Annotated in this window: 15 protein-coding genes; 4 read left to right on the top strand and 11 right to left on the bottom strand. The window is 72.0% G+C overall.

Going from position 1 to position 13,758, the window contains the following annotated elements:
- The 8 genes from DEJ31_RS00720 to DEJ31_RS00685 form a co-directional block, all read right to left on the bottom strand.
- Complete coding sequence (locus tag DEJ31_RS00720; RefSeq protein ID WP_111120988.1) at positions 1-546, bottom strand: flagellar biosynthetic protein FliO; 546 nt, start codon at positions 544-546, stop codon at positions 1-3.
- Positions 547-550: 4 nt separating this feature from the next.
- Positions 551-1,264, bottom strand: a complete 714-nt coding sequence (gene fliN, locus DEJ31_RS00715; protein WP_111120987.1) for a flagellar motor switch protein FliN — start codon at positions 1,262-1,264, stop codon at positions 551-553.
- Positions 1,261-2,142 carry a flagellar motor switch protein FliM gene (locus DEJ31_RS00710; RefSeq protein ID WP_110902367.1) on the bottom strand — a complete coding sequence of 294 codons (882 nt, stop codon included), beginning with the start codon at positions 2,140-2,142 and terminating at the stop codon, positions 1,261-1,263. Before DEJ31_RS00710 ends, fliN begins: the two co-directional genes overlap by 4 nt.
- Positions 2,143-2,210: 68 nt before the next feature.
- Positions 2,211-3,140 carry a flagellar motor protein MotB gene (locus DEJ31_RS00705; RefSeq protein ID WP_111120986.1) on the bottom strand — a complete coding sequence of 310 codons (930 nt, stop codon included), beginning with the start codon at positions 3,138-3,140 and terminating at the stop codon, positions 2,211-2,213.
- A gap of 2 nt (positions 3,141-3,142) precedes the next feature.
- The gene (locus tag DEJ31_RS00700; protein WP_110902369.1) at positions 3,143-3,955 is read right to left on the bottom strand and encodes a motility protein A; all 813 of its coding nucleotides are present in this window, start codon (positions 3,953-3,955) and stop codon (positions 3,143-3,145) included.
- A 1-nt stretch (position 3,956) separates the two neighbouring features.
- Positions 3,957-4,238, bottom strand: a complete 282-nt coding sequence (locus DEJ31_RS00695; protein WP_110902370.1) for a flagellar FlbD family protein — start codon at positions 4,236-4,238, stop codon at positions 3,957-3,959.
- A 124-nt stretch (positions 4,239-4,362) separates the two neighbouring features.
- On the bottom strand, positions 4,363-5,952 hold the full coding sequence (locus DEJ31_RS00690; protein ID WP_110902371.1) for a Na+/H+ antiporter: 1,590 nt from the start codon (positions 5,950-5,952) through the stop codon (positions 4,363-4,365).
- A 50-nt stretch (positions 5,953-6,002) separates the two neighbouring features.
- Positions 6,003-6,221 carry a hypothetical protein gene (locus tag DEJ31_RS00685; RefSeq protein WP_110902372.1) on the bottom strand — a complete coding sequence of 73 codons (219 nt, stop codon included), beginning with the start codon at positions 6,219-6,221 and terminating at the stop codon, positions 6,003-6,005.
- 34 nt (positions 6,222-6,255) lie between these two features.
- Here DEJ31_RS00685 and DEJ31_RS00680 point away from each other — a divergent pair, with 34 nt between their 5' ends.
- Positions 6,256-6,999, top strand: a complete 744-nt coding sequence (locus tag DEJ31_RS00680) for an SDR family NAD(P)-dependent oxidoreductase (RefSeq protein ID WP_111120985.1) — start codon at positions 6,256-6,258, stop codon at positions 6,997-6,999.
- An 80-nt stretch (positions 7,000-7,079) separates the two neighbouring features.
- On the opposite strand, the gene DEJ31_RS00675 is transcribed toward DEJ31_RS00680, so the two are convergent.
- Positions 7,080-7,781 (bottom strand): SDR family oxidoreductase, encoded by a 702-nt coding sequence (locus tag DEJ31_RS00675; protein ID WP_111120984.1) that lies wholly within the window; start codon positions 7,779-7,781, stop codon positions 7,080-7,082.
- Between the two features lie 96 nt (positions 7,782-7,877).
- Here DEJ31_RS00675 and DEJ31_RS00670 point away from each other — a divergent pair, with 96 nt between their 5' ends.
- Together DEJ31_RS00670 and DEJ31_RS00665 are read left to right on the top strand one after the other, a co-directional pair.
- Entirely contained in the window at positions 7,878-8,282 is a 405-nt protein-coding gene (locus tag DEJ31_RS00670) for a MerR family transcriptional regulator (RefSeq protein WP_111120983.1), read from the top strand.
- Between the two features lie 90 nt (positions 8,283-8,372).
- Positions 8,373-9,707 (top strand): LCP family protein, encoded by a 1,335-nt coding sequence (locus DEJ31_RS00665; protein ID WP_111120982.1) that lies wholly within the window; start codon positions 8,373-8,375, stop codon positions 9,705-9,707.
- 12 nt (positions 9,708-9,719) lie between these two features.
- Here DEJ31_RS00665 and DEJ31_RS00660 read toward each other — a convergent pair whose 3' ends face one another.
- A complete protein-coding gene (locus DEJ31_RS00660) occupies positions 9,720-10,910 on the bottom strand; it encodes an MFS transporter (RefSeq protein ID WP_111120981.1) in 1,191 nt (396 codons plus the stop codon).
- 70 nt (positions 10,911-10,980) lie between these two features.
- On the bottom strand, positions 10,981-11,910 hold the full coding sequence (locus tag DEJ31_RS00655) for a helix-turn-helix transcriptional regulator (protein ID WP_111120980.1): 930 nt from the start codon (positions 11,908-11,910) through the stop codon (positions 10,981-10,983).
- Positions 11,911-12,128: 218 nt separating this feature from the next.
- On the opposite strand from DEJ31_RS00655, the gene DEJ31_RS00650 reads away from it, so the two are divergent.
- A complete protein-coding gene (locus DEJ31_RS00650; RefSeq protein ID WP_258366051.1) occupies positions 12,129-13,721 on the top strand; it encodes a peptide chain release factor 3 in 1,593 nt (530 codons plus the stop codon).
- Positions 13,722-13,758 lie beyond the last annotated feature (37 nt).

The following is a 13,758-nucleotide window of genomic DNA, read 5'->3' as shown; positions in this document are numbered from 1 at the left end:
TCACCCGGTCCGCCGGGAGCGGAGCGCCGACGCCGCCTGGCGCCAGGTGTCCGCGGAGAGGACCGAGCCCTGCAGCTGCGTGACCGTCGGGACGAGGGCGTTGGTGCGCGGCGCGGCGCGTCGGCCGCGCGGCCGCAGCGGCAGTGGATCGGTGGGCGTCCCGGCGGACGCGGTGTCGGACTGGAGGCTGGGTGCGGCCTGGTCCTGCCGGTCCAGTTCCGCACGGAACGCGTCCGCCGTCGGCAGTGCGACCGGGCCCGTCACGATCGTGAGTTCCGGCGCGGGTGCCCGGCCGCTCGTGAGGAGGGTCACGCCGTGCTCGGCCACGCCGAGGACGAGCCGCTCCCCGTCGACGTCGACCACGACCACGCTCGCCTTGCCGCCGATGCCCTGACGGGCGACGACCTCGAGTGACGCCGAACGACGCCCCCGGGTACGTCCCGCGCCGAACTGCCCCTTCTGCATGCGGCGGTGCAGCACCCACATGAGGGCGAGCACGACACCGAGGGAGAGCGCGACGCGGAGTGCGATGACGAGCGTGTCCACCGGGTCAGACCGTCTCGGCGACGTCGAGGATCTTGGTGATGCGGACGGCGTAGTCCTGGTCGACGACGACGACCTCGCCGTGCGCGATGAGCCGTCCGTTGAGGAGCACGTCGGCGGGGGCACCGGCGGAGCGGTCGAGTTCGACGACGGCACCGGGCTCCATGCCGAGCACGTCCCGCACCGACATCCGGGTGCGGCCGATCTCGACGGTGAGGGTCATCTCGACGCTGTTGATGCGGCCGAGGTTGCCGGCGGACAGGACCGGCGCGGCCGCGATCGGCTCGGCGACGGTGCCGTTCTCGCGGATCCGGATCGCGACCCAGCCCATCGGCTGCCCGGCGCCGGTCAGGGCGAACACCACGGCCTCCGGGTCGGCGACCAGGGCGACGGCGGAGTCGCGGCGGCCCTCACCGAGCACGCCGGCACCGAACGGGGCGACCGCTGCCTCGAGGGACGGGCGGAGGACGTCGGCGACGGACACGAGGCCGGCGTCGACGCCGCCCGCTGCCGTGATGGCGGCGAGGTCGAGCAGCACCACGGCGAGGTCCGCGGAGACGCCACCGACGAAGGAGGCGACCACGGCGTCGGCGGCACGTGCCTGCAGGTCGGCGGACGGGCCTCCCGGCTGGGCGACCGCAACGAGCGGGACGGCGGTGGGCAATGCGCTGGCGAGCGCCTCGGCGGCGGTCGTGTGCAGGGTGGAGGTGACGGCGGTCATGCGGACGGCTCCGATGCGGTGGTGGTGACGACGACGCCCGCGAGCCGCGAGCCGTTCGCGCCGACGGCGGCGGTGCCGACGGGTTCACCGTCGACGGAGATGGTCAGTGGGCGGTGCTGCGGGTGCGGCAGCGGCAGGACGTCGCCGACGGCGAGGCCGAGGACCTGTGCCGGCAGGACGGTGGCCGGGGCGAAGCGGAGCGAGACGCCGACCGGCACCGACGCGAGCTGCGCGTCGAGCAGTGCCTTCGCGTCGGCGGTCGAGACGTCGGCCGGGCGGTCGACGAGCTGGGGCAGGACGGCCTCGGCGGGCAGGGCTAGCGTGCCGGCGGCGATGCGCTCCCCCACCCGGATCTCGAACGACACGACGATCATCAGGTCGGACTTCTGGGCGGCCTGGGCGAACTGGCTGTTGAACTGGAAGGCCCCGGCGGTGACGGGCTGGTCGAGCAGCCCGCCGAGGGAGTAGCGGAGGTCGTCGAGGGCGTCCTCGACCAGGCGGCGCACGAGGGCCTGCTCGATCGGGGTGAACGTCCGCTCGGGTGTCGGCAGCGGCTTCGAGGCGCCGAGCGAGTGTGACACCCAGGCCAGGGCGGCGTCGAGCGGGACCTGCAGGACCCCCTTGGCGGTGACTCCCTCGATGGGCAGCAAGACCATCCCGGTGAGTGCGGGCAACGACGCCGCGTACTCGTCGTAGGTCATCATCGCGACCTGCTCGCAGGTGACCTGGCTGAGGACACGGACCTTCGCGGTCAGCTGCGTGCCCCACTGCCGCGCGAAGGTCTCGAAGGCGAGCTCGAGGACCCGGGCGTGCTCGCGAGCGAGCGTCGACGGGCGCGCGAAGTCGTACACCTCGGGCGCGGTCAGGGTCTCGGTCACGAGTCGTACTCTCGGCTGCCCGGGGGCGGCCGTCAGCTCTGGCCCCTCTTCTGGGGCGACGGTCGCGCCTACCCGGAGCGCGCTCCGTCCTGCGCCTTCGCGAGGCTCGGCATGAGGGCGCTGACGTCCTGGTCGGCGTTCGACAGGACCACGATGTCGACGCGGCGGTTCAACGCGAGGTCCCCGTCCGTGCTGCCCTTCGCGAGCGGCCGGCTGGACCCGAAGCCGACGGACTGGATCCGGGCGGCCGGCATCCCGCCCCGTTCGACGAGGTCACGGAGCACCCCGGTCGCGCGGGCGGCGCTGAGCTCCCAGTTCGTCGCGTACGGGGCGGTGGAGTTCCGGCTGTCTGCGTGTCCCTCGACGCTGACGTCGTGGTCGGCGCCGCGGAGGACCGGGGCGATGGCGTCCATGATCCGCTTCGCCTGGTCCGACAGGTCGGCGCTGTTCGTCCCGAAGTACGTCTCGCTGCCGATCAGCCGGACGGTGAGTCCGCGGGCGTCGACCGTGAACTGCACGTTGGAATTCTGGCCGGCCTCGTCGAGGTTGCCCTTGATTGCGGCCTCGATGGCTCTGAGGTCGTCGAGCTCCTCCTGCGCGGCCTTCACGTCCGCCTTGGCCGCGGTCTGCGGCACGACGGTGGACGCCGGGTCGACGTTGGTGTCCTTCGCCCCCGAGGCCGCGGTGGAGTGGTCCGCGTGCGCCTTGTCGGTCGAGTAGCCGGAGCCGTCCTCGACCTGGTCCTTCGTCACGACGGTGCCGGAGGCGGTGTCGACCTTCTGCGACTTCACTTCGCCGAACCCGGTGGCGAGCGAGTTCTTCAGCGCCATGTACTTCTCCTGGTCGACGGTCGACATGGCGAACAGCACGAGGAACATGCACATCAGGACCGTGATCATGTCCATGTACGAGGCCATCCAGCGCTCGTCGGGGTGTTCGGCCTCGTCGTGGCCGCGCTTCTTCCGACCACGCCCGCGCCCCCGGGGGTTGGCGCTCATGCTCAGGCCGCCAGCTGCTGGTCGTCGGCGCCGGCCTTGACCTTGGCGCTCTTGCCCGATGCACCACGGGCGCTCGGCGGCACCATCGCGGTGAGGCGCTCACCGAGGAGCCGCGGCTGACTGCCGGCCTGCACGGCCAGGAGGCCCTCCATCAGCAGTGTCTGCCGGTCCGACTCGAGCTGGGCGAGCTTCCGGAGCTTCCCGCCGATCGGCAGCCAGAGGAAGTTGGCGGTGAGCAGACCCCACAGCGTCGCGACGAAGGCACTGGCGATGAGCGGGCCGAGTTCGTCCGGCTTGCCGAGGTTCGCCAGGACGTGGGTCAGGGAGACGACGGTGCCGATGATGCCGACTGTCGGGGCGAAGCCGCCGAGCCCCATGAAGAACGCACTCGCGCTCCGCATCGGCGCGGCGTTCGACTCGATCTCGTCCTCGAGCAGGATCCGCAGCTCGTCGCCGTCGGTGCCGTCGGCGATGTTCTGCAGCGCCTTCTTCATGAACGGGTCGTCGTGCTTGTCGGCCTCCTGCTCGAGCGCGAGCAGGCCGTTCGAACGGGCGGTCTCGGCCAGTCCGACGACGTCGTCGATGACGGCCTGCGGCGGGGTGACCTTGCCGGTGAACGCCTTCGGCGCGGACCTGAACGCCGAGAGGGCGTCCTTCAGCGTGGTGCTCGCGATGCCGCAGCCGATGGTGGCGCCGAAGACCAGGAGCATCGGCGCGGGGAGGAACAGACCGCCGAGTTCGACGTGCTCCATCTCGACCATGCCGAAGAGTGCGCCGAAGGCCAGGAGGATGCCGATGATGGTCGCGATGTCCACGTCAGCGACCTCCGTCCTGGGCGCGGAGCGGAGCGACCGGGGCGAGGGTCGGCTGCGGGCCCGTGCCGTCGCGGCCGACGGGCCGGTCGGTGCCGTACGCCATGCTGACTATGCGTGCTCGGTACCCGGCGATGCGGTCGATGACCTCGGCCAGCGACTCGCGGACGATGTACTTCGCCCCGTCGACCATGATGAGCGTCGTGTCCGGCGTCTCCTGGATGCGCTCCACGAGATCGGGGTTCACAGCGAAACCGCTGCCGTTCAGTCGCGTGACGACGATCATGGCCCGTCCTGGTTCTCGATCGACCCGCCGCCGTCCGTGGGGCAGGTGTTCGACCGCCCGTCCGTGGGTGGTCAGTGCGCACTATCGGCGGACTCGGTCGGTCCGTAAGGAGGGGGACGGATCGTCAGCCGCGCTGGTCGAGCCGGAGCAGTCGGGTCTCCTCGGCGTCGTACTCGGCGCGGACCTGCCGCAGGACCAGGTCGTCGATCTCACCCTGGTCGCGCAACCGCAGGACCGTCGCCGCCTTCAGCCGGACGAGTGCGAGCTCGAGTTCGACCGCAGCGCCGCGCTGGACCAGCAGCGGGTGCTCCTCGTCGTCGCTCTCCTCGGCCTTGACGAGCGCCAGGTGACCCTCGTAGTCCTCGCGGATGCGGTCGACGATCTCCGCTTCGGCACCGGTCTTCCGGGCCAGCCGCGGCAGCGCGTCGAGAGCTTCCTCCAACGCCGTGCGCTCAGCGGATCGGCGCTCCTCGAGGACCTCGCCGCTGCCGTCGAAGGACGCCCAGCGCACGACGGCCGGCAGCACGAGCGACTGCCCGACGATGGTGACCACCACGACACCGGCGGTGACGAACACGATGAGGTCGCGGTCCGGGAACGCGCCACCGCTCTCGACCAGCCGCGGGACGGCCACGGCGGCGGCGAGCGAGACGGCACCGCGGAACCCGGTCAACCCACTGACCAGCCGGTCGCGGTGTCCTTCGCGGGGCGAACCTCCCGTCCGCAGCGTGACGAGCCGCACCGTCCCCCAGGTGAGGTTGAGGAACGCGAAGCGCAGGACGACGACGGTGACCGAGACGATCCCGATCAGCCCGAGGCCCCGGGCGATCTCCTGCCCGGCGAGCTCCCGGACCGCGATCGTCGCCTCGATCCCGACCAGCACGAACAGGGCGCCGTTGAGCAGGAACGTGCTGAAGGACCAGAACGACCGCACCTGCTGGCGCGTCTCGGCCCGGTCGAGCTTCGGCGCGACCTGGCTGACGACGAGCCCTGCCACCACGACCGCGAGGACGCCGGAGGCACCCACCGCCTCGGCAGCGAGGAAGGCGGCGAACGGCACCAGCAGCGTCAGCAGGTTCTCGAGCACGACCGCGTGGATCCGACGGAGGACGAGCATCCCGAGCCACGACGTCACGAGTCCGGCCGCGATCCCACCGAGGTAGGACAGGAGGAGCATGCCGGACACGTTCCAGACGGTGAGCTCCTGCTCCCCCGCCGTGACCGCGACCGCGATGCCGTAGATGACGAGCGTCGTCCCGTCGTTCACCAGGGACTCCGCGCGCAGGACGGTCGTGTTCCGACGTGGCAGCGACCGGGTCAGCGCACCGACCGCGGTGGCGTCCGTCGGCGCGACCGCGGCACCGAGCACCCACGCGGGGCCCCAGGGCATCCCGAGCAGGTGCAGGATCGTCGCCACACCGCCGGCGGTGAGCACGACCAGGAGCGTGCCCATCAGGACGATGCCGCGCAGGTTGTTCCGGATCTCGCGGAGCGAGATCGTCAGGCTCTCCCAGTAGAGCAGTGCCGGCAGGAACAGGAAGAGCACCACGTCGGCGGGTAGCTCCAGCTTCCCGAACGCGGGGATGAAGGCGATCGCGGCCCCGAAGGCGAGCAGGAGGACCGGGGGCGCGACGCGCAGCCGGTTCGAGACGGCGGTCGCGACGGCGATCGCCACCACGAGCACGACGACGAGTTCGGGCGCGATGAGTTCCATGGGGAGTCCAGCCTGACAGGGTGCGGGTGGACGTGTACGCGGTCGTCCGCTCAGCGTCCCCGCTCGGCCCGGGCCGTGAGCACCAGGAAGGTGACGTGCCCGAGCAGGGCGATGCCGAAGAACACGAGCGCGACCGCGTAGACACGGTCGAGCGTTCCGTCTCCGGTCAGCAGGAGCACGATGCAGCCGACCACGGCCGCGGACAACACCCCGACCTGCACCGTCGACCACGTCTTCCGCCATCGCGGCTGCTGTCCCTGACCGTCCACTCCCCCATCATCGGCCACGACGTACGCTGCGCTGATGGAACACACCGTCCTCGTCACCGGATCCACCGACGGACTCGGGCGGCTCTCCGCCGAGTCCCTGCTCGCTGACGGCCACCACGTCGTCGTGCACGCACGGAACGGCAGCCGCGCCGAGACCCTGTCCGACCTCGTCGACCGTGGCGCGACCCTGGTCACGGCGGACCTCGCCGACGCGCGTGCGGTCTGGCGCCTTGCCAGCGAGCTCGGCGGCTCCGGACTCACCGCGGTCATCCACAACGCCGGGGTCCTCTCGGGGCCGGACGTCCTGCCCGTCAACGTCGTCGCGCCGTACCTGCTCACCGCGCTGCTGCCGGACGTCCGACGGCACGTCGTCCTCACGAGCGGCATGCACCGCGGCGGCTCGGCGTCGCTCGACCGGATCGACTGGCACACGTCGACCGGCTCGTCGTACTCGGACAGCAAGCTCTTCGTGACCGCGATCGCCGCTGCGCTCCCCCGCCTGCGGCCGGGCGTCGTCGCACACGCCGTCGACCCGGGTTGGGTGCCGACGAAGATGGGCGGCGCGGGGGCACCCGACGACCTGGAGGCCGGCCACCGCACACAGGACTGGCTCGCCGTCACCGATGACCCCGACGCCGAGACCCCCGGCTACTGGTACCACGGGGAGCGGGCGACACCGCAGGCCGCCGTGCGCGACTCCGCGTTCCAGGACGCGCTGCTCGCCGCACTGGCGGACGTGACGGGCGAACGGATCCGACGGTCCGGTGCACCTGACTGACGGGAGGCCCGTGGCGGCGTCGCCACGGGCCTCCCGTCAGTCAGGTCCCGGGGGCTGCCGGCCGATCCCGAGCGGGCGGTTCAGCCGATCTCGGCGGAGAAGTCCACCGGGTCGCCCGCCAGGGAGGCCTTGACCAGGCGAGTCCAGTCGTCGACCAGCACCTCGGTGGCGTCCCGCTCGACCCCGTCGAGGGCCGCACGGACGACGTCCGCGGGGTCGGTCATCGGGCCGTCGTAGCCGGCCATCATGTCGGTGTCGGCGGCGCCGAGGTGGAGGCCCTGGACGGTGACTCCCCGGCCGGCGAGCTCGAGCCGGACGGCGTTGGTCATGTTCCACTCGGCCGCCTTCGCGATGGCGTACCCACCCGCGCCCGGCGCCGAGAACCAGGAGAGCGCGGAGAGGACGTTGACGATCGCACCCCCGCCGTTCCGCTCGATGACGGGCGCGAACGCCCGGACCATGTCGAGCGTTCCCCAGAGGTGGGTGTCGACGGCTCGGCGGGCGTCCGCCAGGTCGTCGGTGAGCAGCGAGCCGGACGAAGAGACGCCGGCGTTGTCGATCAGCAGCGTGACGTCGCTGGCTGCGGCAGCGGCGGCCGCGACCGAGGCCGGGTCGGTGATGTCGAGGGCGAGCACCTCGACCCCGGGGACGTCGACGAGGTCGGGGCGCCGAGCGGTGGCGTAGACCTTCGACGCGCCGCGTTCGAGGAGCTGTTCGACGAAGTGTCGTCCGATGCCGCGGTTCGAACCGGTGACGAGGGCGACGGATCCGGTGATGTCCATGGTGGTTTCCTTCCGCCGAACGGGTCCGTCCCGCTGCGGCTCGGTTACGGTAAGACCTCACATCAGTGTCAGGGGCAAGCCCCGAACGGAGACGACATGCGCATCGGCGACCTCGCTGCCCGGACCGGGGTGAGCGTCCGCTCGCTCCGCTACTACGAGGAGCAGGGGATGCTCACCGCCACCCGGACCGGCACCGGGCAACGGACCTACGGCACGGAGGCCGTGGACCGGGTCCGCCTGGTACAGCAGCTCTTCGCCGCCGGACTGCCGAGCCGCACCATCGTCCGGCTCCTGCCCTGCGTCGACGCCGGTGAAGCCACGCCCGAGTCCTTCGCCCTGCTCGTGCAGGAACGCGACCGGATCACCGCACAGCTGGCCGAGCTGACGGCGACCCGGGACCGGCTCGACGAGGTCATCCACATCTCCGAGCACCCGAGTCCCGAGCACTGCCCCGCGCTCCGGACCGAGGTGCTCGCGGTGGACGAGGGCGCCGCCGCCTGACGGTCTCTCAGGTGTCTCGACGGTGCGGAGCCCTGCGGTCCGGCATGATGACGGAACCGGGGCCTCTCCCGGACTGACCCCGGGGGATGCATGTCGGACGACGGACGAGCGCACGCGGACCAGTCGACGAGCTCGTCACCGCTCATCCGGCACGGCAGGCTGCGTCGTCGCGGTCCGTTCGGGTTCGTGCTGCGCGGCGTCGCCGTCGTCGCCGCGGTCGCCGTGGTGGGGTCCGGTTCGATCGCCGCCATCGCCACCTGGCAGGTCCTGCAGAGCGCCCAGCCCTCGGTCTCCCTCGTGATGCCCGGCACCACTGCGAAGAAGGCGCCCGCGCTGACGGCCCAGTCGGGCGAGGTCAACATGCTGCTCGTCGCGACCGACACCCGCGACGGACAGGGTGCCGGGTTCGACGACCCGGCGAACCAGCAGGCGAGCAACGGCGTCGGCAACAACGACACCAACCTCCTCGTGCACATCTCGGCCGACCACTCGAACATGTCGGTCATCAGCTTCCCGCGTGACCTCGTCGTCCCGATCCCCGCGTGCACGAACGACGACGGTGCCGTCACCCCGGCCTCGTCCGCCGCGATGCTCAACACGGCGCTCTCCCGCGGCGGCGAGCAGCACGGCCTGGCCTGCGTCGCGAGCACCATCGGCAAGCTCACCGGCCTGCAGATCGCCTACGCGGGCAAGATCACCTTCGACGGGGTCGTCCGGATGGCCGACGCGGTCGGCGGTGTCACGGTCTGCCTCGCCACGCCGATCAAGGACGATGACGTCACCCCAGCGCTCGACCTGCAGCCCGGCAACCGCGAGCTCCGAGGGGCCGAGGCCGCTGCGTTCCTCCGGTCGCGACACGGCGTCGGCGACGCGAGCGACCTCGGCCGGATCAGCAACCAGCAGACGTTCATGTCCGCCCTCGCCCGCCAGACCGTCTCCGCCGGCACGCTCACCAACCCGGCGAAGGTCCTGCGGCTCGCCGACACCGCCTTCAAGAACATGGTCCTGTCGGACTCGCTCGACGACGCGGCGACCCTGGCGCGCCTCGCCCTCGCCGTGAACACCGTCGGACTCTCGAACATGGTGTTCGTCCAGTTCCCGGTCGTCGACGACCCCCAGGACCCGGCTCGGGTCCTGGTGTCCGAGGGGCCCGCGGCGACCCTGACGGCTGCGCTGCAGGCCGACGAACCGGTGCGGCTCGCCCCGAACAGCCTCGGCCGTTCCGCCGTGCGCGATCCCGACGCGCCCACCGCGAAGCCGTCGGCTCCCACCAGCCCATCAGCCACCGCCACCCCGCCCGCCTCCGGGAGCACGACGACGGCTCCGGCGACGCCCCGGGCGAGCGCGTCCGCGGCCGAGCTGCCGGACTCGGTGTCCGGCCAGACCGCCGACACGGTGACCTGCGCGGCGAAGTCGGAGTACTAGGCCGGGCTCCGTTCAGGCACGACCGGCGAAGGTCTGCCGGCCGACCACCGTCACGACCAGCGCCAGGGCCCCGAGGACGGCCATGGACACCGCGAGGACCAGCCCGCCCGAGACCGCGATGAGCAGCGCGCCGACCAGACCGGCAGCGGAGATCGCCAGGTTGAACGCCACCGGCAGGAACGCGTTCGCCAGGTCCGACTCCGTGCCGCCCGCGATCGTCAGTGCGCTCTGCAACTGTGGCGCCGCTCCGCCGAAGGTCAGCCCCCACAGCACGGCCGCGCCGAGGACGACCGGGGCTGATCCGTGCCCGACGACGAGCAGCACCGCAGCGACGACGAAGCCGCCGAGGCTCGCCCACAGCAGCCCCCGGGGGTACCGGTCGATCAGGGCCGCCGTCAGGACGACGCCACCGATCGAGCAGACCCCGTAGACCAGCAGCACCAGGTCCGCCGAGAGACCCGTGTCGGTGTCGCGCAGGAACGGTGCGATGTACGTGTAGATCGTGTTGTGGCCCAGCATCCACACGAAGATGACGGCGAGGACGACCGGCACCCCGCGGAGGAGGAACACCCGCTGCAGCGGCAGGCGCCCGCCGGCGGGCTGTCCCGCGACGTCCGGCACCAGGAGCGTGACCAGGACGAGCAGCACGACGCCGAGCACGGAGATGCCGGCGAAGGACCAGCGCCAGTCCAGCACCCCACCGACCCAGGCGCCGAGTGGTGTGCCGAGGGCGAAGCCGACCGGCGCACCCGTCGACACGATCGCCAGGGCCAGGCCACCACGGGAGGGCGGGCTGATCCGACGCCCGTACGCGGCCAGCATCCCCCACAGGACGCCGGTGGCCGCGCCGCCGACGAAGCGGGACACGAGCGAGACGACGACGTCCGACGAGATCGCTGTCACGGCGTTCGCGAGCACCAGGCAGGTCAGGGTCGTGAGCAGCAGCGGCTTCCGGCGCATCCCGCGGGTGAGCGTGATGGCCGGCACGGTGACCACGACGGTGCCGAGCGCCCAGACGCTGATGAACTGACCGATGACACCCTCGCCGGCGTCCAGGTCCCGGGCCATCAGCGGCAGCAGCCCTGCCGGCATCGTCTCGGCGGACAGCAGCAGGAACCCGATCGCGGCGAGGGCGACGAGCGCGCTCCACGGGATGCGGGTCTGGGTGCCCCCCGTCGTCGGGGTGGGTGCGGTGGTCGTCATCGGGGTCCGTCCTGTCGGTGCTGCGGCCGGATCGACCGTACGGCGGGGCCACCGGACGGAGGACGCCCTGTCAGGGCACGTCTCGGTCGACGCCGGCCGGCCGGGAGGCGCGCATCTCGTCCGACACGCCGGTCGCCCGGGCACCGTCCGCCGCCCGTGTCGCGGCCCAGCTCGCCAGCAGCTGCAAGGACTCGGCGTCCGTGCTGCCCGGCTCCGCCGCGTAGACGAGCAGACTGTGCTCGCTGTCGAGGCCCGGCGTCAGGTTCTCGAAGTGGAGCCGGACGTCGCCGACCGCGTGATGGTGGAAGGTCTTGACGCCGTGGGTGTGCAACCGGACCTCGTGCGCCGCCCACTTCTGCCGGAACTCCGGGCTGAGCGTCGCGAGCTCACCGATCAGGTCCCGCAGTCCGCGGTCGTCGGGGTGGCGGCCGGCCGCGGTCCGCAGCATCGCGACCGAGATGTCCGCCGCTCCCTCCCAGTCCGGGTAGAGCCGACGGGACAGGTCCTGGTGCAGGAACGCGAACCGGGCGAAGTTCGGCTGGTCGCCTCCGGTCTCGACGACGTCGCTGTAGAGCGCCCGGCCGAGGTCACTCATCGCCACGACGTCGAGACGGGCGTTCTGCACGAAGGCGACGACATCTCGCATCGCCTCGAGTGCGAAGCGGAGCCCCGGACGGACCGACCCCGAGGTGCTCGTGCGGGCCCGGCGCACCGGTGACAGGTTCGCCGACCGGGCCAGGTCGAACAGATGCGATCGCTCGGAGTCGTCGAACCGCAGCGTCCGGGCGATCGCGTCGAGCACGGTGTCGGTGACCCCGGCCAGGTTCCCCCGCTCGATCCGCGCGTAGTACTCGGCGCTCACCCCGGCGAGGACCGCGACCTCGCCGCGTCGGAGGCCCGGGACCCGCCGACCGGCACCGCCCGGGAGTCCGACCGACTCCGGCGCGATGCGCGCGCGCCGCGACATCAGGAAGTCCCGTACCTCGTTCTCGTTCGGCATGGGCCCACGGTACGACGGGAGGTGCCGGAGAGGGGTTCCCTGTCGCGGTACCCCGGCGGCGGTCGCGGGGTCGCGGGCGTCCGGAACGCGCCGGACCCGGCGGGCCTCCCGGAGGGCCCCGGTTCGTCGACTGTCCGGAGCAGTCGGTATCGTCGGAGGGTGCAGAAGTCGGAACACCCAGGTCACGCCGTCGGTCGATGCCACGAGCGGGGCGACGCGTGACCGGTCCGTCCCCGGCGGACACCGCCGCCGCCGGCACGATCGAGCGGGAAGCCGAACGCCGTCGGACCGTCGCCGTGATCGCCCACCCGGACGCCGGCAAGTCCACGCTCACCGAATCATTGACCCTGGCGGCTTCCGCGATCGACGAGGCCGGTGCGGTCAAGGGCAAGGCCACCCGGCGCGCGACCGTGTCCGACTGGATGGAGATCGAGCGGAGCCGCGGGATCTCGATCAGCTCTGCGGTCGTCCAACTCGACGCCGGCGGCACGCTCATCAACGTCGTCGACACCCCGGGCCACGCCGACTTCTCCGAGGACACCTACCGCGCGCTCGCGGCCGTCGACTGCGCGGTCATGCTGATCGACGCCGCGAAGGGCATGGAGGCGCAGACGATCCGTCTGTTCGAGGTCTGCCGCACCCGCGACATCCCCGTCATCGCCGTCGTCAACAAGTGGGACCGCCCCGGCCGTGAAGCCCTCGACCTGCTCGACGAGCTCGAGGAGCGCACCGGACGTGCCCCGACGCCGGTCACCTGGCCGGTCGGTGAGGCCGGTGACCTGCAGGGACTGGTGGACACCATGACCGGGACCCTGACCACGTACGAGTCCACCGGCGGTGGGCACCTGCCGGTCGCGACCGAGCGCTCGGCGGACGAGGCCGCCGAACTGTTCGGCAGTGCGTGGGCGACCGCGCTGGAAGAGGTCGAGCTCACCCGCGAGGTCCGTGGGCTGCCCGACCAGGACGACTTCCACGCGCGCGTGAGCATGCCGGTGTTCTTCGGCGTCGCCACCAAGCACCTCGGCACGGTCGACCTGCTGCGCTTCCTGCGCGACACCGCCCCTGCCGCGCTCCCCCGTCGCACCGAGGACGGCGCGCCCCGTCCGGTCACCGAGCCCTTCGCAGCCCAGGTGTTCAAGGTGCAGGCGAACATGGACCCTGCCCACCACGACCAGGTCGCCTTCGTCCGCATCTGCTCGGGCCGGTTCGACCGCGGCATGATGCTGACCCACGCGCAGTCCGGCCGACGGTTCAACACCAAGCACGCGCTCAGCGTGTTCGGTCGGGAGCGCGACACCGTCGACGTCGCCTGGCCCGGCGACGTGGTCGGTCTGGTGAACGCGACGATGCTGCACCCCGGGGACACCCTGTACAGCGACGAGGCCGTCGAGTTCGAGCCGCTCCCCCGGTTCGCGCCGGAGATGTTCGCCACCGTCGCGCCCACCGACCCGAGCACCGCGAAGAAGTTCCGCAAGGGCATGCAACAGCTCGCCGGGGAGGGCGTCGTGCAGCTGCTCGAGTCCGAGCGTCGGACCGCGCAGGCGCCGATGGTCGGCGTCATCGGGTCGCTGCAGCTCGAGGTCCTGACGTCGCGCCTGTCGGCGGAGTTCGGCACCGCCGTCCGCGTCGAACCGCTGCCGTGGACGATGGTGCGCACCGTCACGGACTCCGACCTCGCGTTGCTCGAGCGGCGGCGCGACCTGGAGATCGTCACCACCGACCGCGACCGCTACGGGCTGTTCCGCGACCAGTGGCACCTCAACTCCGTGATGCGCGAGCTCAAGGGCCTGGAGCTGCCGGCACCGGTGTGAACCTCCCGCTGAGTCGCGACGGGCACGTCCGCCGACC

It is taken from the genome of Curtobacterium sp. MCPF17_031, from assembly GCF_003234035.1.
Taxonomy (GTDB): domain Bacteria; phylum Actinomycetota; class Actinomycetes; order Actinomycetales; family Microbacteriaceae; genus Curtobacterium.
This window is presented reverse-complemented; position numbering and strand designations above follow the sequence as displayed.

What these genes read in the sequence shown, in the direction of transcription:
- fliN (WP_111120987.1), bottom strand. Translation starts at nt 1,264, where the DNA reads ATGACCGCCGTCACCTCCACCCTGCACACGACCGCCGCCGAGGCGCTC.
- DEJ31_RS00705 (WP_111120986.1), bottom strand. Translation starts at nt 3,140, where the DNA reads ATGAGCGCCAACCCCCGGGGGCGCGGGCGTGGTCGGAAGAAGCGCGGC.
- DEJ31_RS00695 (WP_110902370.1), bottom strand. Translation starts at nt 4,238, where the DNA reads ATGATCGTCGTCACGCGACTGAACGGCAGCGGTTTCGCTGTGAACCCC.
- DEJ31_RS00690 (WP_110902371.1), bottom strand. Translation starts at nt 5,952, where the DNA reads ATGGAACTCATCGCGCCCGAACTCGTCGTCGTGCTCGTGGTGGCGATC.
- DEJ31_RS00680 (WP_111120985.1), top strand. Translation starts at nt 6,256, where the DNA reads ATGGAACACACCGTCCTCGTCACCGGATCCACCGACGGACTCGGGCGG.
- DEJ31_RS00675 (WP_111120984.1), bottom strand. Translation starts at nt 7,781, where the DNA reads ATGGACATCACCGGATCCGTCGCCCTCGTCACCGGTTCGAACCGCGGC.
- DEJ31_RS00670 (WP_111120983.1), top strand. Translation starts at nt 7,878, where the DNA reads ATGCGCATCGGCGACCTCGCTGCCCGGACCGGGGTGAGCGTCCGCTCG.
- DEJ31_RS00665 (WP_111120982.1), top strand. Translation starts at nt 8,373, where the DNA reads ATGTCGGACGACGGACGAGCGCACGCGGACCAGTCGACGAGCTCGTCA.
- DEJ31_RS00660 (WP_111120981.1), bottom strand. Translation starts at nt 10,910, where the DNA reads ATGACGACCACCGCACCCACCCCGACGACGGGGGGCACCCAGACCCGC.
- DEJ31_RS00655 (WP_111120980.1), bottom strand. Translation starts at nt 11,910, where the DNA reads ATGCCGAACGAGAACGAGGTACGGGACTTCCTGATGTCGCGGCGCGCG.